Origin of the sequence: Blautia luti (genome assembly GCF_013304735.1) — a bacterium.
Lineage (GTDB): Bacteria > Bacillota > Clostridia > Lachnospirales > Lachnospiraceae > Blautia_A.
Genome location: NZ_JAAITI010000021.1, coordinates 43,118 through 64,179, shown reverse-complemented (window position 1 = coordinate 64,179; position 21,062 = coordinate 43,118). Strand labels below are relative to the sequence as shown.

Here is a 21,062-nt window from a genome sequence, read left to right as displayed (position 1 = left end):
CTGTATAAAATTTTCAATGTTCTTCAATTTAGCCTTGACTTTTTATTTGCAGGCTCTATTATCTCTTCTCATCTGCCTGAGAATTTTCTCTCTGTTTTCTTATCATATCCGCAAGTTCCTGGTACTTCCCTGTGATATATCCGTAATTTTCTCTTCTGTGAGGAAGTTTACACGCCGTGCAGTCCTTGATCCCACTTTCTGTAAAGTGGAAATTACCGCCGCATTTATCTCCCAGTGCATACAACGGGCAATAACAGAACAGGCAGTTGAAATTCTCCGGATCTACTCCTTTATGGCATGGAAAATACTCGCATTTTTTGTGGCTGAAATAGGAATACTCTTTTCCTTCCCAATATGGTTTCTCCATGATTCTTATCTCCTCCCGGATCATATATCCTCTTAATTTTCCCATAAAAAAAGAGGTAGCGATGCCACCCCGGGGTAGAAATATAATCCGTTCATGAGTGCGCGGAGGGAACGAATGTATCCGGAGTAGTATCGCCTGCCATTTAATCATGTATAATTCATATGAACAGGCGTATTCCATAAAAAAATGCCTACTCTCGTAAAAAAGTAGACAACGTCCCAGGGGTGCGGAGTCCCTGAAATGGTTGTTACACTTTACACGGAAGTTTAACCTCGCCATAACAAGCAGGTTTCCTGGCTCCGGAATCATGGCTTGTCTCTCCTTCTCATACCTAAGTACAATGGACTGTGAGATTCGCTCCTCCGTTACAGTGACCGGATCGCTCAGGTTTCACACCTGATTCCCTTTTCTGCTGGCATCTGATAATCAATGACTGTCAGATCCCCTCAGCACTTGCTATGTTCAATATGGAATTATACTGACATTATAATAACACCCTGTTAATTATATGTCAATACTATTTCCATCATATTTACATATTTTTAATCATATTTTTCCGATACATTTGTAAACGCAAAAAAACAGCCTGGCAAACTGCTGCCAGGCTGCTGTACTTTTATTTTCTGTTGTCTGTTCGCCTTATACAAGACGTCTTACAGAAACGATAGTTCTGTATGTCGCATCGTTGCTGATCTTGATTCCATCCTGAGAGTTAGATGCATGTACGATCTGTCCGTTGCCCATATAAATAGCCACATGTCCACCGTAACAGATCAGGTCTCCAGGCTGTGCATCTGCATAAGATACCTCAGTACCTGCATTCTGCTGCTCATAGGAGGTTCTCGGAAGGCTGACTCCGAAGTTCGCATAGACACTCTGTACAAATCCGGAGCAGTCTGCACCATTGGTAAGGCTTGTTCCGCCCCATACGTAAGGATTTCCCACAAACTGTGTAGCATAATTCACAACAGAAGATCCGGAACCACTGCTGTAAGAAGAACTGTCACTGTCTGAAGATGTATCCTCTGCATTAGATGTGTCCTCTGCACTTTCTTCAGATGCGTCTGTGCTGTTATCGTAATCTGCGTCTGCATTATCCTCTGTATTCTCAGTATCCTCGGACGCATCATCATTCTCACCATTGTCTGCATCTTCATCCACATCCTCGGTGTCATCTTCTGCAGTATCCTCATCTGCATTCTCGATCACGTCGCCGTCCTCATCGTACTGTACGTCTTCGCTCTCGTCCGCCTCATCCTGCTGTGCTTCCTGCTCTGCCTGGCGTCTTGCTTCCTCTTCTGCCTCTGCCTGCGCTCTTGCTGCTGCCTCAGCCTCCGCCTGACGTCTTGCTTCCTCTTCTGCGGCGATACGCTCAGCCTCTAATCTCTGAAGCTCTGCAGTCTGCTCTGCAAGAAGGTTCGCATAGTCTGTAGCCTGCTGCTGTGCATAAGCAATCTCATTGTCATAATCTGCGGATGTTGCACGCTTCTCATCCAGCTGTGCCTGAAGGTTCTGGGACTCTGCCTCATATTCCTGCTTCATTCCCTCAAGTTCTGCCTTCTCCTGTGTGTACTGAGCTTCCAGGTTAGCTACCTGCTGAATGGTGTTGGAATATTTCTCAAGGCTCTTTCTGTCCTGCTCATATGTCTTCTGTGTGTACTCAGCTTTTGTAAGAAGATCAGACAGGTTCTCTGCATTCAGCATCATCTGGAACCATGCGTCGTCTCCGCCTTTCTCGTAAAGATACTGAATACGTTTTTTCATTGCTTCATACTGTTTGGTCTTGGCATTCTTGGCTTTCTCAAGGTTGGCCTGTGTAGATGCAATGTCGGCTTCTTTATTGGAGATATCTCCTTCCAGTGTCTGGATCGAAACCATCACGTTTACAAGATTGGCATCAAGAGTGGAGATCTCTCCTTCGATCTGTGACTTCTGTGCGGAAAGCTCATCCAATCTGGAATAAGTTGCATTCAGCTGTTCATTGGTTGCATCCATTTCCTGCTGAAGCGCTGCCTCATCTTCTCTTGTTGCACTTACGCTAACTACCTGTGCTCCACTGATGAGGAGCGCCAGTGTCAGACATAATATTCTTTTCTTCATGACTGTTCACCCTCGCAATCTGATTTTGAATTCTGATTATTCGGCAGATCACATATCACCTGCCCTCGTTTACTCATTTCTGCTGTTCTTTCATTTCAGCAAATCAATGTAACATTTCTGCAATATCTTATTTCAATCTTTTTATATATTAACACAGTGTTCTCTGGTTTGCAAGGATTTTCTATTATTTAGTTCAAAATTCTGTAACATTTATTAATGAATTTGACATTAAAGAAGGAGAACTCTGCATTTTACAGGTTCTCCTTCTCTTAATTCTATTTAATTATTACATAGAAATTTCTTCCGGTACTTCTCTTCCTGCCTAATCAGAACAGGTCTGCAAGAATCTGATTTGCGGTCTTGTTCAGGTATCCATCCGGATCGGAAAGTGTACTTCTGTTCCATCTGAAGTAAGCACCATTACGGATATAGTTACCACTTGATTCGTGATAATCATATTTGCTGGATCCTGGATATTTGGCCATGTAAAGCTCTGCAAGCTTGATTGCCTGGCTTCCATATGTTCCATCCGGTGTCGGTGTTCCGGAAATCTGAACACCCGCATTCGGTGTACAGTGCAGGATCACAACACTCTTATCTGCACACTGTCCAAGAACCATCCATGTATGTCCGTCATTGTATCCGATATCTCCCGGATACAGTTTCCAGCCGGAGCTTGAAAGCTGTGACTGAGAAATTGTAGTTCCCATTCCTCTGCTGGTATATAAGGAACCGATATCTCCGGAAACTGTTGTATAGTTCACTCCGCCGGATTTACTCTGCATAATCTGATATACAGACCATCCTACATATCCGGAGCAGTCAAGGCCTTTCTGTTCTGTAGCTTCTGTAAGATCCATATAGTTCTTATAGTTATAAGAGCTGGAATTGCTGTCATACCACTTTTTCCATCTGGAACTTACGCCTTTTCTGGTGGCATCCGAAGTATTGTGGCCTCCGCCCCATACATAAAGGGTCTGTCCAACCGGTTTCAGTGCATTTGCAAGGAAATTCTTAATTGTACGTGACCTGGTCGGTGTCGTTGTACTCGGGTTATTGTTGACCTGAAGGACTCCGCTACTGCTGAATGTGTACTTTTTGCCATCGATTGTCTTGGTTCCGGTAGCCATTACACCTGTGGATGGGTCAAAATAATATTTATAACCCTTGGATGTATTCTCCACCCAGCCGGTAGCCATAATTCCACTTGAGCTGTAGAAATAATAGGTATTGCTGCCGATTTTCTTGAAGCCTTTATACATGGCTCCTGTGGTCGGATCAAAGTAACGTTTCTGTTTTTTGGTATTGGTTGCCCAGCCTGTTGCCATGTAGCATTTACTTGTAAAATACCTGGTCACATTCTTGGAATCTGTAAGGAATTTACTCTTGGCTGCAACTCCGTTATTGCTGTAGAAATAATATTTCTTCTTGCTGATGGTTGCCCATTTGGTTGTCATATAACCGGTGCTGGTATTAAAATACCGGGTATTCTTCTTGCTGTCTGTAAGCCAGCCTGTTGCCATATAGCCTTTTACACCGTTGGCATTGTAGAAATAGCGTTTGCCTTTGCTGTCTTTTGCCCAGCCTTTTACCTGAACACCTGTGGAGGCATTGAAATAATACTTCTTTCCATTGAGGGTAAGCCAGCCTTTTACTTTCTTACCATTCTTGTAATAATAGGACTTTCCATTTTCTGTTTTAAAGCCGTTTTTGGTTGCGGCCTGTACATCTGTTGCAGTTGTATGTACAGTCGCTCCAGCTGCAAAAAACATCAAGATCAAAAAAAGTCCCCACAGTTTCCATTTTTTGCTTAATTTTCGCATACATACCTTCCTTTGATAGATAATTGATATTTACTATTTCTGAAGTCCGGCTGATTGTTATCTTCACTGCCCATCCTGTGAACCATGTGTAAAGCATTCAATTCTTTACAATTCTGTTACAAATTTACGTCCATATTATATACCATTCTTTACCTGTCGTCAACTCTTTCCGGCTTTTTCCCTGTCATACACCCTCTTATCCACGCAAAGATCCCCGGAATATCAGAAATACCTGCTGAATATTCCGGGGATCCGAGCATTTATAAAAATATTGCTTTCTGTAACAACTCTGTTACAGTCTGTTTCTTACAGGAATTTTTTGCGAAGCTCTGCTCCGTCAAGTGCACTTAAATATGCAGGTGCAACATCAAATACCGTCTTGCAGCCTTTCTGTCCTTCCTGATTCATACGGTATGCAGCTCTTGCATAGGCAACGATAACAGAAGAGGTAAACTCCGGATTGGAATCCAGTTTCAGACTGTACTCGATTACATGGCTGTTCTCATCATTCCAGCCGGTTTTTCCACTGCGGATTACAAAACCACCATGCGGAATTCCGCTGTGATCGCGATCCAGCTCCTCCTGGGAAATAAAGTGTACCGTTGTGTCATACTCATCAAAGTAGTTCGGCATGGTCTTGATCTCTTCCTCGATGCGTGCAAGATCAGCACCTTCCTCTGCAACAACGAAGCACTCTCTTGTATGTTTCTGACGTGTGGTTAGCTCAGGATTTTCTCCGTTTCTTACAGCTTCCAGTGCAGCTTCTACAGGAATTGTGTACTGTTTTGCGTCTTTTACGCCTTTAATACGGCGGACTGCGTCAGAATGTCCCTGGCTGACACCCTTGCCCCAGAATGTGTAATCGTTTCCGTTTGTAAGGATTGCGTTTGCATACATACGGTTCAGTGAGAACATTCCCGGATCCCAGCCTACAGAGATAATTCCTACATGACCGTTCTCTGTTGCTGCTTTGTCAACATTTGCAAAATGCTCCGGAATTCTCTTATGTGTATCAAAGCTGTCCACAACGTTGAAATATTTTACATATTCCGGTGTCTGAACAGGAAGATCGGTAGCACTTCCTCCGCAGATAATCAGAACATCAATCTCATCTTTCATTTTCTCTGCATCTTTTACAGAATAAACCTTGGCAGTCTCTGTAAGAATCTTCACTGTTTCCGGATCACGTCTGGTGAATACTGCAACCAGCTCTGTATCCGGATTGTGTTTGATCGCGCACTCCACGCCGCGTCCAAGGTTTCCATAGCCTAAAATACCAATTCTTATGCTCATAACGATTTCCTCCTCTTTTTCTCTGCAGGAAAACCTGCACTCTATATCGCAAAGCAGATCTGCAGGATCCACCTCACAAACAATTTAATGCTCTCTGCTGTTGTCAATCCCCGGACAAAACCGGCAAATTTTATCAGCAGCAGAAAATTCCGCCCGGCCAGCACATGGCACAGGCCATAGTTCTGCAGCAGGCATCACACATATCTCCCCCTGCTGTGGGCATTCCTCCAAACGGATCCTGTTGCTGCTGGTACCAGCCTCCGCCGCCTTCCATTCTCTGAAGAAGCATGCGGTACTGCATATTATTTGGTTCCTGACGGACCGCCTCGCGGATCTGATCCAGAGCCGTCACATTATTCCCAAGCCCCATATTCGCCATGGCAGCCAGATAATACCATTCGCCGTTTTTCTGTCCAAGAGAATTCAGCACATTCATAGCTTCCTGATAATGGCCACTCTGCACATAATTGGCAGCCGCACGTCTCCGCATGCTCTCCTCGTCCTGGTAAGTACTTGATCCTGCGCTGCCATAGCCGCCAAAACCGCCATAACTTCCATAGCCATTTCCGGAAGCACTGCCTCCATACTCACGTTCTTTCATAATCTGCTCGTAAGCCTGCTGCACTTCCTTGAATTTCTCCTCAGCCTGATCCTTATTCGGATTGTTAATATTGGCATCCGGATGGTACTTTCGGCTGAGTTTCCGGTATGCCTTTTTTATTTCATCATCAGATGCGTTTCTGGGAACTCCCAGCACACTGTATGGATCTAACATTTTTTCTCTTTCTCCCGTTTTTCCCTGCGTTTCTGCCCGATGGCCGCAAAACGGCACCAGACGCCGGAATATAAAATATTTCGAAGGATATCTCCATATCGGATCACCGGCATTTTTTCAAATTCCCTGCAACTTTCTGAAAGCATCATCATAAGCATCCGGCGTATCTCTTCTTCGAACCCTTCCATCTTATATTTCTCAAGAAATGGATTGTAATTTCCGTTTTCCGCGTCTTTTTCCACGTCATCATAGGCATCCAGGATATAAATGAACTTCCCGAGATAAAATCCCATCCGCCGCAGCGAAGCTTCCCACACATCCTTACGGAACGCAAAAACCTCTTCCATAATCTGTCCGGAACATCCTGCCACCCGGTCCACATCTGTCTCGCCCTGTTTTTCGAGACGTGAAAGCTTAAGAAGGGCATCCTGAATTTTCCGGATTTTTTCCGGATAACCGGCCATGCGTTTCTTTCCGCCTGCATTCAGAAGTCTGGCATAGGCATACCGCAGAGGTTTTCTCTCATCCTGCCAGTCATCCATGCATTTATAATATGAAAGAATTACATTCATATCCGCGCAGTATGTGGTTATCTCATTGCGGCGTACCGGCTGAGGCTTCAGCGGATGAACCGCGCACCGGGAAGTTCCTTTCTGCGTAGGCGGCTCGTACAGCCCGCTGAGCAGAAGCACAACAAATGTCATATCGTACGTCAGCGAAATCTGCCCCGGTATTCCATATCTCTCACGGAGTTCTCTGCAAAGCCCACAGTAAAAAGAACGGTACATGTCAAAATCTTTGAATTTAATTTCCGGTTTGTTAACTGTCACATATCCGAACATGTCAGCTCCTCTTTACAAATTTGGTGTGGCACTTCGGACATTCAATCTCAATCTTTCCTTTTCCCCTGGGGATACGGATCTTCTGTCCACAGCCCGGGCAGCTGTAGATATGGTGAGTTTTTCTCTGTTTCATCAGATTTTTTTCTTTATTGAAACGAAGACGGAATTTCGATGTCACCTGAAGATATTTCTGATTTTCTGCATAACGCTGCTGAATATTTCTGGAAAAAATGCGGAAATACGCATATACAATCGCCGCAATTCCAAGGAAATCCAGAATACTGCCAACATTTCTGTTAAACATGGTAACAACCATGGTCAGTATAATCAGAGTCAGCGCAACTCCCATAATAAATCTGGAAAAATCATCCACTCCGTAGCGTCCCTGCATAAATTTATTGAATTTGTCTCTCATAAAATCTGTTTCTCCTTTTCACTGCCGCCATAACTGTCCAGGCTCTCCAAAGAGATTCACGGACATTTCCTAGCGGTCATTACATACCTGGAAAATGTAGAATTTCAGATAATAGGACTCATCTGCCGACCAGAGAATCGGATGATCCGGAGCCTGTGTGCGGTATTCCACCTGGCGCAGTCTCTTGTGAACATTCTTCGCAGCCTGACCAATTGTCTGTGTAAACAGTTCGTAGGTCATGAAATGAGAACAGGAACAGGTTGCAAGAAAACCTCCGTCTTTTACAAGGCGCATAGCCCGGAGATTGATTTCACGGTATCCTTTTATGGCATTTTTGACAGAACTTCTGGACTTGGTAAATGCCGGTGGATCAAGGATTACCACATCAAATTTCTCACCTTTTTCCTCAAGTTCCGGAAGAAGTTCAAACACATCCTCGCAGAGGAATTTCACTTTTCCTTCCAGCCCGTTAAGTTCTGCATTCCTTCTTGCCTGATTTACGGCAGTCTCAGATGCATCCACACCAAGAACACTTTCTGCCCCTGCAAATCCCGCATTCAGGGCAAAAGAGCCGGTATGTGTGAAGCAGTCCAGAACCTTTGCATCTTTACAGAGTCTCTGAATTGCCAGACGGTTGTATTTCTGATCCAGGAAAAATCCTGTTTTCTGTCCGTCTTTGATGTCTACTTCGTATTTCACGCCGTTTTCTTCAATCTGGACAAGGGTAGGAAACTCTTCTCCGATAAATCCCTTGGTAAGTTCCATTCCTTCCTGGCGGCGGACTTTGGCATCGCTTCGCTCATAGACACCACGAATCTGAATTCCGTCTTCTGCAAGAATCTCCTTCAGTGCATCAATGATGGTTCCCTTAAGGCGGTCAATTCCAAGTGCCAGAGACTGTACTACCAGCACATCGGAAAACTTATCCACAACAAGTCCCGGAAGAAAATCTGCTTCTCCGAAAATCACACGACAGCTTCCTGTATCCACAATCTTCTTGCGGTACTCCCATGCGTCACGGACACGCTGTCTCAAAAACTCTTCGTTGATCTCCTTATGTTCATCTCTGGTAAGCATACGTACCGTGATCTTGGAATTGGTGTTGATAAATCCTCTTCCCATCGGATATCCGTCAAAATCATGAACCAGAACGATATCTCCGTTTACAAAACTTCCCATAATGGTTGCGATTTCATTATCATATACCCAGAGGCCTCCTGATTTCAGGAATCTGCCTTCGCCTTTTTTTAATGTTACTACTGCCAGGCTCATAAATTCTACCTTTTCCCTTTCTCATTTCCCTGTGACGGTTTACAGTGTATGAATTCCATAAAACCGATTTATGGTCAATTCTATCACAGAAAAAATCATTTTTCCAGTGCTTACCCGAATCCTTAAGATAAATCACAGAATTTTCATGATCTTTTTATTTCCCGTTCACACAAAAAAGCCACCAGAGAAACCGGAGCTCTGTCATTTTCCGGTTTCTCTGATGGCAATGATATATTTTTATTCTGCTGCTGACTCCTCTGTGGCGTCTGTATTTTCTCCATAGAGACCTGCAAGGAATTTCATGGTATCCTTATACAGTGTCTGTTTGTCTTCTTCCGGTACATCCGCAAGAAGAACTGCAGTTTCGTCGGTAACGTCTATGTTTTCTTCCGTAGCATCAATGCCGAACAGTTTTTTCAGCTTCTGATCCATCATATTCAGCTCTGCACTGACATATGTTTCTGTTCCATCTGCCACATAAGATGCCGCACCGTCCTTCAGAACGTCGTAATAATCCTTCTCAACGGTATCTGCAAGGCTCTTTCCGGTCTGCTCATCCAGCACAACTGTGGCTGTGGATTCTGTATTCTCAGTTGCCGCAAGAAGAGAGTCTGCATCCCCTTCGTATTCTCCCTTCGCAAAGAGGGCAAATCTGTCATAGTTGTTCTTTGCCTCATCGCCAAGAACCGAAGTGTCAACTTCTGTGTTGTCTGTTTCTGCTGATGTGGTTTCTCCGGCTGCTTCTGTTTCCTCAGAACTGTCTGTATCCCCTGTTGCTTCCGGAATTCCTGTTTCATCCTGGTCAGTTTCTTCTGAAGTGCTTTCATCTGCATTGGACTCATCAGCTGTACTCTCATCTACAGTAACTGTATCATCGGTACTCTCATCCGTACTGTCTTCACCGACATAAGTTCCATCATCTGTTGCTTCCGGAATTCCGGTCTCATTACTGCTGTCTGCGGAATCTCCGGTCTCCTTTTCAAGATCCGGATCTTCTGTGGAACTCTGAATTACATCTCCGCCAAGAGCACTTTCATCTACGTTATTCATGATATCGTCATCATCATCTGTCGCTTCATTGGGATCTACTGTTTCGTCTGTATTCTCACCGTCCAGGGAATCGTCAGTAGTAGTCTTGCCTGTGGTGTTGGCATCTACCTGCTCCAGTGTATCCTTCACATCGTCGTAATCATACCCCTGCTCTGCAATTTTTTCCAGAAGAGATACGATCTTGTCAATCTCCTCCTGGCTTACAGAGACATTGTTCTCCTGTGCCACATTGACAACAATGTTCTGAATTTCCTGTGTATTCTGTACATTGTTCTGGATGACATCAATCTTGGACTGGTTTACAACAGTTGTTGCCTCATTTTTTCCGACCTTGTCTGCCAGCTCACCGGTTGTGACAATTTCTTCATTGGCAAGCTTGGTCTTAGTCTCATCCAGCTTCTGTCCGCTGGCTTTTTCATAGGCCATCTGAATACCTGTGAGGGCACCTGTTCCGGATACTTCCATCGGGCATGCCGCTACAACTTCACAGTTCTTTACTCCGGATGTGGAAAGTGAACTGGCAATCATATTTCCGGTTACCCAGTTCAGATTGGCTGTACGAACCTTGATTCCACCGGACTGTGTAGGTTTTACGTAAGCACAGCTTAAGGTTCTGGAACCGATCTGTGACTGCGGTGCGATATTATCCAGATGATTATGTTCATCCTGATTGGTGATGGTCATAATCTGCACCTGATCCGCACTTACATTAAAATATTTCATCATGGTCTGCTTCTGGGCATCTGTGAGGTCCGCACCCAGTGTTACTACTTTTGATGCATCCGCAAATACAGGATTTACACTCCCTGCCACAAGGCATGCACTGCAGAGAATTGCTGCAATCAGATTTCTTTTCTTCATGAAATTTCCCTCCATATATAAATTCCGGACTGCCGTTTTTTCTGTTTCATATTATAACACAGATATACGGGAATTTGTAATTTATGTTCTCTTATTTTCCTGCAGATATTTTCACAGTTTTTGTAATTTTCCCATCTGTTCTGCTTTTTTTATTAATTCCCGGTTTTTCTCATTTACAGGGCCAAAGTCCTTCAGAGGACAGTAAACTTCCCGGCATTTTTCCATAACCTCCAGTGCTTTTCTGTAATTTTCTTCAGAAATACACTGAAACGGCTTCTCTGTAATAGTCTCTGCAGCCAGCTCTTTTGCTACCTGATAATCAGCATCGTTGGTATGAAGAATTCCCGTTGCAAAGGGGATTCCCTGTCGCTGCAGTTTCCGGTACACTGGAATTCCGCTTCCGTTTCCTCCAATTACAAACACCTGAGGTTCCCCTGTCGGTGGTTCCATTTCCACACAGCCGAACTCTGCGTTGTAACTTCCACGGGTAATTCCATAAAGTCTGCGGATATAATCCGAGGTAAAAATTTCTTCCGGCGCTCCGTATTTTTCAATGTGGTCTCCATGCACACAGATCACCTGGTCAGAAATCTTCTGAGCAAGATCCAGCTCATGAAGGGACATGATCACAGTCATCTGTTTTTCCAGCACCATTTTTTTCAGAATGGCAAGCAGTTCCAGTTTATGACGGATATCCAGAAAAGATGTCGGTTCATCCAGGATGATAATCTCCGGTTCCTGGCAGATGGCGCGCGCCAGAAGAATCCGCTGGCGCTGTCCGTCACTGATCGCTGTGAAATCCCGGTCTTTCAGATCCCAGGCATGTACCATCTCCATGGCATTTTTAACTTTTTCCTTATCCTCCGCAGAAAGAATTCCGAGAGTTCCGGTATATGGATAACGTCCGGTAGACACCACATCCTCACAGGTCATAAGTTCCGGACGCATACGCTCGGTGAGCACTACGGCCAGTTTCCTGGAAACCTCTTTGTTCGTCATGCGGCTCATCTGTTCCTGTTCCAGATATACAGTTCCTCCAATCAGGGAAAGCTGCCTTGTGATACTCTTCAGAATGGTAGATTTGCCGGCACCGTTGGGACCGATCAGAGTCAGGATCTCTCCTTTGTTCAGCTGAATATTAATCTCTTTGATCAGCGGTTTTCCGTCATAGCCTACGGTCAGCTGATCCGTATAAAAAAAATATGATTTCATCGTTTATATCCTCTGCTGTCTGCGAATCATGATATAGATAACTACCGGTGCTCCGAAAACTGCCGTCACAGAACTGATGCTCAGCTCCGTCGGTGCAAATACGGTTCTTGCGATCAGGTCACAGAACAGGCAGAACACCGCACCACCCAGGAAGCAGGCCGGAATCACAAGCAGTGGCTTTGCAGTCTTTAAGAGACTTTTTGCAATGTGAGGTACGGCAATTCCCACGAAGGAGATCGGTCCGGCAAATGCAGTGACACAGGCAGAAAGAATACTGGAAAGCAGGATCAAAAGTATGCGGAATACTTTGATATTGACGCCCATATTCTGTGCGTAAGTCTCACCCAGCTGATAGGCACTGATGGGTTTTGACATAAAAAATACGATCACCATGGTAAGTAATACCACCACAGCCATAGTCCGCACATTCCCCCAGGTCATACCGGAGAAACTTCCCAGTGACCAGTTGTGAAGATTCACGATGTTGGAATCATCCGCAAACGTCACCACAAAGTCCGTGATGGCCGAGCAGATATAGCCGATCATAACACCACTGATGACCAGCATGGACATGTTGTGGACTTTTTTTGCCACAAGAAGCACAAAGCCCATGGAGATCATGGAACCGGCAAAAGCAGCTAGGATCATGGCTCCGGAACCGATGGATACCGATCTGCTCAAAAGAAAGATCATCAGAAAAGCCACAATCAGCTTGGCTCCGGAAGAAATTCCCAACACGAAAGGTCCCGCGATAGGGTTATTAAAAAAGGTCTGCAGCAGAAATCCGGAAACAGAAAGTGCTCCGCCGAGGATGATAACTGCCAGAATTCTTGGAAGACGGATCTCCCAGACAATATTATAAGAAGTTTCATCTCCCTGATGCCGGAATATGATATTCAGGATCTCCTGCACAGAGAGGTGGATACTTCCGGAATTTACATTCCATATAAATAAAAAGATCAAAAGTACCGCAAGGATCACAAAAGAGATCCCATATCGGACCGCTCGTTTTCTGTCATTCATTTTTTCTGGTACACTCCTCTTCTGTGGTGTAATTCGTGTAAAGCCGTATTTTCGTTTATTTCAGTTTGTGCATGTAAGTCAGGTTATCTAGGGAATCATCATCCGTGGTCAGCATGGTGTGGATATCCTCGATCATGGTTCCAAGTCCTGTGGTCTCCTGGAAAAGGTTTTTGCCTGTGCACCAGACATTTCCACTCTTCACTGCCTTGAAATCCGCAAGAAGTTCGCTTTTGGAAAGAAGTTCATCGATGGTCTGAAGCTCTCCGTCAATGGTACTGTTGTAGATGATATAATCCGCATCTTTTGCCTTGGCATAGAATTCTTCCATCTGCATGTTCATGGTGGAAAGGGCATTGTCACTCTCTCCCGTATCTTCCGGAACGTAATTTCCACCTGCAAGGGAGATCATCTCTGAAACATAGTCGCCGCTTTTTCTTACATTTACCGCGCCTACGGAGTTGATATAAAAGAACGCTACGGTCTTATCTGTTTTATCTGCTGTAAGCACGTTATCCAGTTTGTCTGTCTGCTCTTTGAAAACTTTTTCTGCCACATCTTCTTTTCCAAGAAGGACTGCGTAAAGTTTCATCCACTCAGTTCTTCCAAGGGGATGGCTTTCATAGCTGGAACGTTCCACCATTACAGGGATCCCGAACTGTTCCAGTTTCTCCTGGACTTCCGGATTGTGATGGATCATGGTGGATTCAATGGCAAGGTCACAGCCTTCGTTCAGAATCAGCTCATAATCCGGCGCACTGTACTTGCCGGCATAGATCATCTTTTTCTGCTCCATGGCGTCTTTGGCTTCCTGGATATACCATCCATCTTCCTTGGTTCCGGAAAGTTTGATACTGTCGATCCCGTCAATGGCCCGGAAAAGATCCATGGCTGAGGTTGCAACCAGATAAATGTTATTTAACGGCTGTTTTAAGACCACAATATCAGAGTCCAGCCCTTCCGGAGCTTCTTTTCCCTCGGGGACTACAAGAAACTGTCCCTCCTGATCGATGGTGATCAGCGCATAGCCATCGTTGTAATAATCCACATTGAATTCCTTCGCATAGGATAGTTCCATGCTGTGGTCGAAAGTAAGGCCCGGAATATCCGCAGGCTTATGTTCTGTCTCCGCTGCCTGCACGGCAAACGCGCAGCCCAGAACAAGCGTCAATGTCAGAAATATGTATGAAATTATTTTTTTCATTTTTCTGCCTTTTTCATGCTTGAAGAATCAAAATTTAATGTGTAGTCGATCTCATGAGGTGTACTCATGGCTACGGTATCTGCTGTCACTTCCATCTCTGTGTCAAAAACAGTCACCGGAATCTCAAATGTGGAATTTCCGTCTTTGTTCACCGGCTCATATTTTTCGCCATCCACGATCATGTAATCGTAATTCGGGCTGCTCCAGATGATGGTTGCTGTAGCTTCTTTGTCTTTGATCTCTACTTTGGCCGGAGATTCTACCGTTGCTCTTCCGGTTCCGCCTGTGAGGGTTACATCAAATTCGTAAGTTCCGTCTTCCAGTTTCAGATCTTCCAGCTTTTTTCCCTCAGATTTCTTGTCATCGGAAGTTTTCTCATCTTTGGAAACATCTGCTTTTTCTGCGTTCTCCTTGTCGGAGGAGTCTTCTTTTTTGTCTGTATCATCAGTTGTTTCTTCCACATCACCTGTCTTTACAGGATTTTTGACGCTGACTTTATGGTCATACCATTTACCTTTTTCTCCCAGAAGTGCCACATCAAATTCCTCATCAATGGCAGGTACCGGGATATCAAACCCGTAAACTTCCTCTGTATAACCGTCGCTGTATTTTACTGTATCTGTGGTAGGTTCAATGATCTCGGCGCCATCCTTCTGTGCATCTTCTGCAGTTCCTGCAAACAGATTTACGATCTTCTTGGAAACCAGGCTTACATGGATGGTCATCTTGCCATCTTTGACCGTAAGCTCTCCTTTTTCGTCATTGGCCTCATTTACATGGAACATACTGCTGTCTGTGTCAAACTCTGCTGTATAAACACCATCTTCTAGGGTATCTGTCTTGGCTGCGTCTGCCTCTTTCTCATTGGAAGCTTCTGCATCCTCTTTGGAATCGTTTTTGGCAGATTCGGTTTTTGCGGAATCTGTTGCAGCCATTGCAGGCACAGAGCCAAGGGCCATGGCTGATGCACTTACCATTGCAAGGATTAAGTTTACATAACGTTTTTTCATAATAATCTTCTCCCTTCCATAGATACAGCAATCTGCCCGGAAGACAGTCTTCCTGATCTTTCCGGGCAGTTACATGGATTTCTTATAGGTATCTGAGCTCACTCAGATCGTTTCATATTTATTATTCTGCGGAATCCTCAGCGGAATCAGCCTCTGTATCTGCTGCTGCGTCAGAATCTGCGGACTCATCTGTGCTTCCGATGGAGTCGATAGCTGCTTTTGTATGATCTACATAAAGCTGCTCAACAGCCTCGATACGTCCAAGACCTGCGATCTGTGTATCAACATTCTCGAAGTTTCCGGATGCTACAAACTGGCTCTTCCAGGAATCCTCATCATCACCGGCCATATCGTTGTTTGCATGGTCTCCGGCAACAACCATCAGCGGACGAAGAACAACGTTCTTGTATCCTGCCTCTTTTACCTTCTCGATAACCTTGTCGCAGGCTGTATCTTCCGGTTTACCCTCTACAGTACCGATGAATGCGTTCTTGAATCCAAGGTTTTCCATCTGTGTCTGCATCTGATCGTATGTAATGTTAGCTGTATGAGATGTTCCATGTCCCATGAATACGAATGCTGTGCCAGCCTCAGCTGCTGCATCCATGCTGTCAAATCCGGCTTCTTTGCAAGCCTCATCTGTGATTGCCTGAGCAACGGCTTTCTTGTCATCGTTGATCACGGTTGCATCGTCTCCAACCTCACCGAGCATTGGCTCTGCGATAGCTACAGACTCGAATTTATCTTTATAGCCATTGATCGCTTCTGTCATCTCATCGTACTCAGCACCATGCATCAGATGAGTAGGCTGTACAACCAGATTCTTAACACCATTCTCTACTGCACGGTCAAGAGCCTGCTGCATGTTATCAATCACTTCATCATCTCTTGCCTCTACATGGTTGATGATGATCTGTGCTGTAAATGCTCTTCTTACAGACCAGTCCGGATAAGCTTCTGCAAGAGCATCCTCGATTCCTTTGACATCCTCTGCACGGCTGTCATTGAAGGAAGTACCAAAGCTTACAACAAGAAGTTCATTCTCACCGATCTCATCCTGGTTACGCGGATCGTCCTTGGAAGCATCTCCTGTGTCACGTCCGAAGTAATCCGGATCAGCGTTCTCGCCCTCTACCAGTTCTTTCTGAGCGTCTGTCAGAGCATCCCATGCTTCTTTGGCTGCCTTGCAGTCCTCATCTGTTGTGTCAGTTCTCTCCTGAACATAGATCTTGTCGATCAGAGCTGCTACATTGTCAGCTGCTTTCTGGTCTTCATCAGAAGCCTCTGTGGTATCAGCTGCCTCAGTACTCTCATCTGCGCTCTCTTCTGTAGCGGAATCATCTGCTGCCATTGCTGTTGTAGCTGCACCCATAGAGCATGTCATGGAAACTGCGAGCATCAGAGCTAACATTGTTTTTCTTTTCATTTCTTATCGTCCTCTTTTCATGTATTTCCAGAATACTGATATGTACAAAAAAACGGCTGCTTTCTGCGGCCGCCTGCTCACACACGATTCTCTCGCAATACACATAAAAAGAAGTTCTGTATTGTTATTGAGAATACAGATTCGTAGACCGCGAATCCTGGATCTCACAATAAGGCAGTTCTCCTGACTTGGTTCCACACTGCTTTCCCTTCCCGGTTTCCCAGTGGTATTTAAAAACAGCTCCCCGTTCACAGTGACGGTATCGTTCCGGATTCTCACCGGATTCTCTTTTGCACATCCGACTGGACGCAACCTTATTGCCATAACATTTGTACATATTCGATTTTACCTGGTTACTTATTCTTTTACCACAAAATCACAAAATTGTCAAGATTGCTGTCGGACGAATTATGGTGCTTCCCCTGCATCTGTCAGTTATTTTCAACATACTCCTTTCAATATTCATGCACATTATGCATGGTTTTATATGATTTATGTTTTTTATTTATGGTACAGTGATTTCCTACAACATAAAAGCTGCCCCTTTCCGCCATCACTGTGACAGCAGAAAAGGGCCGCTCATATTATTTACTGAAGTACTCCTGCTCCAGGTATCTGGCTACATAGATACCGCTGGCGGATGCATGGGAAAGAGAATGTGTCACACCGCTGCAGTCTCCGATAACAAAGAGACCTTTGTGGCAGGTTTCCAGATTCTCATCGATCTCAACTTCCATGTTGTAGAATTTAACCTCAACACCATAAAGCAGAGTATCGTCATCTGCTGTTCCAGGTGCGATCTTATCCAGAGCATAGATCATCTCGATGATTCCATCCAAGATACGCTTCGGCATAACAAGGCTTAAGTCTCCCGGTGTTGCGGAAAGAGTCGGTGTTACGAAGCTTTCCTCAATACGTGCTTTTGTGCTTCGTCTTCCACGGATCAGATCTCCGAAACGCTGTACCATAACACCACCGCCAAGCATGTTGGAAAGTCTTGCGATGCTCTCACCATATCCGTTGCTGTCATGGAACGGCTCTGAGAAATGTTTGGATACCAGAAGCGCAAAGTTTGTATTGTTGGTGTGTTTTGCAGGATCTTCATAGCTGTGGCCGTTTACTGTGATGATTCCATTGGTGTTCTCATTAACCACAACACCTCTCGGGTTCATACAGAAAGTACGGACCATATCCTCAAACTTCTCGGTTCTGTAAACGATCTTGCTCTCGTAAAGCTCATCGGTCAGACGGCTGAACACCTCTGCCGGAAGCTCCACACGGACACCGATATCCACACGGTTGGAAAGTGTGGGGATCTTAAGATCTGTACATACAGTCTCCATCCATTTACTTCCGCTTCGTCCCGCGGAGATGATGCAGTAAGTTCCCTCGTAACGCTCATCACCTACAACAACTGCATAGCCGTCTTCTGTTTTCTCCACTTTGTCAACGGACGCGTCAAAATAGAAATCTACATGGGCTTTCATCTTGTCATAGAGATTCTGAAGTACTACATAGTTGATATCCGTTCCCAGGTGGCGGACAGATGCATCCAGAAGATGCAGGCCGTTCTGAAGACAGAGCTTACGGATCTCACTGTTTGTGGTGGAATAAAGCTTGGTTCCCTCTCCACCATGCATCAGATTCAGTTTATCTACATATTCCATCAGTTCTGTGGCTGTATCCTTGCCGATATGCTGATACAGCGTTCCGCCAAACTGATTGGTGATATTATATTTTCCATCGGAGAAAGCGCCTGCACCGCCAAATCCTTTCATGATCGCACATGTTTTACAGTGGATACAGGATTTTACTTTCTTTCCGTCAATAGGACATTTTCTTTTTTCCAGAGGATGGCCGGCTTCAAAAACCGCGATCTTTTTCTCCGGATCATTATTCATCAGCTCATAGGCTGCAAAGATTCCTCCAGGACCTGCTCCTACGATCAGTACGTCATATTTCATAAATAAAAACTCCTTATCTTGTGTTGCCTGTTTTCAATGTTTCGTTTTCGCACAAACCCTGACTATTCTACAACAAGTGTGTACAAAAGTCACCTGTTTTTTCCGGTTTTTGAAAAAATTTTTCAGTCCCTCCGAAACCTATATATCTTAAGCTTTTTTCCATCGGTTTCCACAGTAATGGCACCGTTTTTCATGGTATATTCCACCTGGCTTCCGGCCGCTTCCAGACGCTCTACGGTTTCCGGCGACGGATGCCCGTAAGTGTTGGTGGAAGAACAGGAAATGATCGCCAGTTCCGGCTTTATTTTTTCAAGAAACGCTTCCGTGGTAGAATAACGGGAACCATGATGTCCCACTTTCAGACAGTCCACATCCTTTAATATCCCGGACGCCAGAAGCTTTTTCTCCGTGTCTGCTCCGATATCCCCGGTAAAAAGCATCTGAAATTCTCCAAACGAGAGTTCCATCACCATTGCCTCCTCATTCACATCTTTTCCTGTGGCGTTTTTCTCCGGCCACAAGATGGAAAAAGATACCAGACCACAATGCAGCTCATCTCCCTTTTTTCCTGTCACAATTTTTATTCCGGCTTTTTGTGCCGCATCCGAGAGTTCCTCCCAGGCCTCCGGCCTTTCCGCCCATGAAGGAAGCACCAGATATCCTGCCCGGATGGTCGTGAGTCCATTTCCCATATATTCCAGAAGTTCCTTCGCCCCGCTGATATGATCCTTGTCTGTATGGGAAATAAAAAGCCCGTCCAAATAAGAAATCCCCTGACTTTTCAGAGCCGGCAGAAGGCAGTATCTTCCAAGGTCCGACTGGCTGCTGCTTCCTCCGTCAATAAGAAAATGGTGATTATCCGGAGTCTCTACAAGGATGCCATCTCCCTGCCCCACATCCAGGCAGGTCACTTTCAGGTCTCCTGCCGGATGAAACCCGAGGATCAGAATTCCTGTTATCATCAATGCGCCGGCTGCTGCCCGGACTGTCCGGAGTTTCCTTTGGATCTTTCCCGGGATTCTTTTATCCCGGCTGGATAACTCTGATTTCATACCCGCTTCCTGTTCCCGCCTCATCGGTTCTTTTATATACTGTCCCATAAACAGGATTGTAATCAAAAAAACATAATATACCAGAATCTGCCAGATTTCCGGTTCCCCTCCGATCCAGGTGCTCCACCTTAATTTTCCTGCAAGGCTACATAGATATTCATAAAAAAGCAGCAATCCTCTTGCCGGCAAAATTGCCAGTTTTGCAGCAGGAATACAGAAAATCCCAAGCAACAGTGCCGCCATTCCTCCTGTCAACACAAAGCCCACGCTGGGAAGCACCAGAAGATTCAGAAAAAATCCGGCAAGGGATACTTCTCCAAAAAATTTCAACATCACGGGCAGTGTCACCAGCTGAAGGGCTATGGAACTTACCAGTGCCTTCGTCCATTTTTTCTCCGCACCTGCAAGAGCACAGATTTTTTCCGCTGCAACACCGATTCCAAGAACACAGCCAAAGGACAGAAGAAAACCGCTGTCCAGAAGATACGCCGGGGATTCCAGAAGAATCATCATAGCTGTTACCGAAAGCGCAGTCATCATGTCATAAATCCGTCCAGTGATCCTGGCGCCCATGGCAATGAGAAACATGGTCACCGCCCGCATGGTGGAAATACTCCCTCCGGTCATGATCCCGTACTGCAGCATTACCCCCAGCGAAAAAATTCCCGCAGGCCAGATTCCAAGACCGATTTTTTTCAGAAGGTTATAAAGCCCCATTCCCAGAATGCTGATGTGAAGCCCGCTGATGGCAAGAATATGTACAATCCCGGCCAGCTGATATCGCATCCGCATTTCCGGATCCAGATCCTGTTTGTCCCCAAGCACCATCGCGCAGAAAAGTGGCGCGTCTTCTCCTGCCGATTCCGTAAGAATCTGCCTGCATTTTTCTTTTACCTTAAAAAGCTGCTGTCTGTATCCGGAATAGGATTCTGTTTTTTTCCGGACCACAGCTTTCTTCATAAAATAATAGATATGACGGCAGGCATAGTAATGCTGACTGTCAAAGCCACCGGGATTTGAGGGTTCCTCCACTCTTTTTAAGGTTCCTTTTACCAGAATTTTCATTCCCGGTTTCAGGTCTTCTTCTTTTTTCAGAAACACTCTTACATTTTCAATGGAAAATTTTTTTGACTGATAAATCAGATATGTTTTTTTCAGATAAACAGACTGGGAGAATTCTGTATTTTCATACTGCTCCACCTCCCCGCAGATCACAGAGCCAGGATGTGCTTCGATCCAGTCCTGTACCGTTACAGGAAGGGGATTCCCCCCAAGAAGAGGAATCCCCGTAAAATTCATAATACTTAAACCTAGCACCATAAGAAAACACAGAAAACATAATGGCCGTTTTGTCATACATGTTCTCCCGTTTATAT

Annotated in this window: 16 protein-coding genes and 2 riboswitches; all 16 genes read right to left on the bottom strand. The window is 45.0% G+C overall.

Features of this window, described 5'->3' with window-relative positions; all coding sequences use genetic code 11:
* Positions 1 to 58: 58 nt before the first annotated feature.
* Positions 59 to 367, bottom strand: a complete 309-nt coding sequence (locus G5B06_RS12060) for a cysteine-rich small domain-containing protein (RefSeq protein ID WP_148448421.1) — start codon at positions 365 to 367, stop codon at positions 59 to 61.
* Positions 368 to 632: 265 nt separating this feature from the next.
* Positions 633 to 839: riboswitch (cobalamin riboswitch) on the bottom strand.
* Between the two features lie 167 nt (positions 840 to 1,006).
* Positions 1,007 to 2,467 carry a C40 family peptidase gene (locus tag G5B06_RS12055; protein WP_148448423.1) on the bottom strand — a complete coding sequence of 487 codons (1,461 nt, stop codon included), beginning with the start codon at positions 2,465 to 2,467 and terminating at the stop codon, positions 1,007 to 1,009.
* A gap of 326 nt (positions 2,468 to 2,793) precedes the next feature.
* Complete coding sequence (locus G5B06_RS12050) at positions 2,794 to 4,290, bottom strand: N-acetylmuramoyl-L-alanine amidase family protein (RefSeq protein WP_244094562.1); 1,497 nt, start codon at positions 4,288 to 4,290, stop codon at positions 2,794 to 2,796.
* Positions 4,291 to 4,596: 306 nt separating this feature from the next.
* A complete protein-coding gene (locus tag G5B06_RS12045) occupies positions 4,597 to 5,583 on the bottom strand; it encodes a diaminopimelate dehydrogenase (RefSeq protein ID WP_148448425.1) in 987 nt (328 codons plus the stop codon).
* Positions 5,584 to 5,716: 133 nt separating this feature from the next.
* Positions 5,717 to 6,358 carry a J domain-containing protein gene (locus G5B06_RS12040; RefSeq protein ID WP_173772160.1) on the bottom strand — a complete coding sequence of 214 codons (642 nt, stop codon included), beginning with the start codon at positions 6,356 to 6,358 and terminating at the stop codon, positions 5,717 to 5,719.
* Positions 6,352 to 7,200: a DUF5685 family protein gene (locus G5B06_RS12035; protein ID WP_173772159.1), complete on the bottom strand. Its 849-nt coding sequence runs from the start codon at positions 7,198 to 7,200 to the stop codon at positions 6,352 to 6,354. The genes G5B06_RS12040 and G5B06_RS12035 overlap by 7 nt, the downstream gene beginning before the upstream one ends.
* A 1-nt stretch (position 7,201) precedes the next feature.
* Positions 7,202 to 7,615: a hypothetical protein gene (locus G5B06_RS12030; protein WP_173772158.1), complete on the bottom strand. Its 414-nt coding sequence runs from the start codon at positions 7,613 to 7,615 to the stop codon at positions 7,202 to 7,204.
* 69 nt (positions 7,616 to 7,684) lie between these two features.
* The gene (locus G5B06_RS12025; protein ID WP_173772157.1) at positions 7,685 to 8,887 is read right to left on the bottom strand and encodes a class I SAM-dependent rRNA methyltransferase; all 1,203 of its coding nucleotides are present in this window, start codon (positions 8,885 to 8,887) and stop codon (positions 7,685 to 7,687) included.
* Between the two features lie 237 nt (positions 8,888 to 9,124).
* Positions 9,125 to 10,798 (bottom strand): DUF1002 domain-containing protein, encoded by a 1,674-nt coding sequence (locus tag G5B06_RS12020; RefSeq protein WP_173772156.1) that lies wholly within the window; start codon positions 10,796 to 10,798, stop codon positions 9,125 to 9,127.
* Positions 10,799 to 10,909: 111 nt separating this feature from the next.
* Complete coding sequence (locus tag G5B06_RS12015) at positions 10,910 to 12,010, bottom strand: ATP-binding cassette domain-containing protein (protein WP_173762631.1); 1,101 nt, start codon at positions 12,008 to 12,010, stop codon at positions 10,910 to 10,912.
* 3 nt (positions 12,011 to 12,013) lie between these two features.
* Positions 12,014 to 13,033 carry a FecCD family ABC transporter permease gene (locus G5B06_RS12010; protein ID WP_173762632.1) on the bottom strand — a complete coding sequence of 340 codons (1,020 nt, stop codon included), beginning with the start codon at positions 13,031 to 13,033 and terminating at the stop codon, positions 12,014 to 12,016.
* Between the two features lie 55 nt (positions 13,034 to 13,088).
* Entirely contained in the window at positions 13,089 to 14,234 is a 1,146-nt protein-coding gene (locus tag G5B06_RS12005) for an ABC transporter substrate-binding protein (protein WP_173762633.1), read from the bottom strand.
* Positions 14,231 to 15,244, bottom strand: coding sequence for a hypothetical protein (locus G5B06_RS12000; protein WP_148448443.1), 1,014 nt, complete (start codon positions 15,242 to 15,244; stop codon positions 14,231 to 14,233). The genes G5B06_RS12005 and G5B06_RS12000 overlap by 4 nt, the downstream gene beginning before the upstream one ends.
* 121 nt (positions 15,245 to 15,365) lie before the next feature.
* Entirely contained in the window at positions 15,366 to 16,670 is a 1,305-nt protein-coding gene (locus G5B06_RS11995; RefSeq protein WP_021977503.1) for a sirohydrochlorin cobaltochelatase, read from the bottom strand.
* A 155-nt stretch (positions 16,671 to 16,825) separates the two neighbouring features.
* Positions 16,826 to 17,002, bottom strand: a riboswitch (cobalamin riboswitch).
* Between the two features lie 252 nt (positions 17,003 to 17,254).
* A complete protein-coding gene (locus tag G5B06_RS11990; protein WP_021977504.1) occupies positions 17,255 to 18,634 on the bottom strand; it encodes an NAD(P)/FAD-dependent oxidoreductase in 1,380 nt (459 codons plus the stop codon).
* A 122-nt stretch (positions 18,635 to 18,756) separates the two neighbouring features.
* The gene (locus tag G5B06_RS11985) at positions 18,757 to 21,042 is read right to left on the bottom strand and encodes a DNA internalization-related competence protein ComEC/Rec2 (RefSeq protein WP_244094561.1); all 2,286 of its coding nucleotides are present in this window, start codon (positions 21,040 to 21,042) and stop codon (positions 18,757 to 18,759) included.
* Positions 21,043 to 21,062 lie beyond the last annotated feature (20 nt).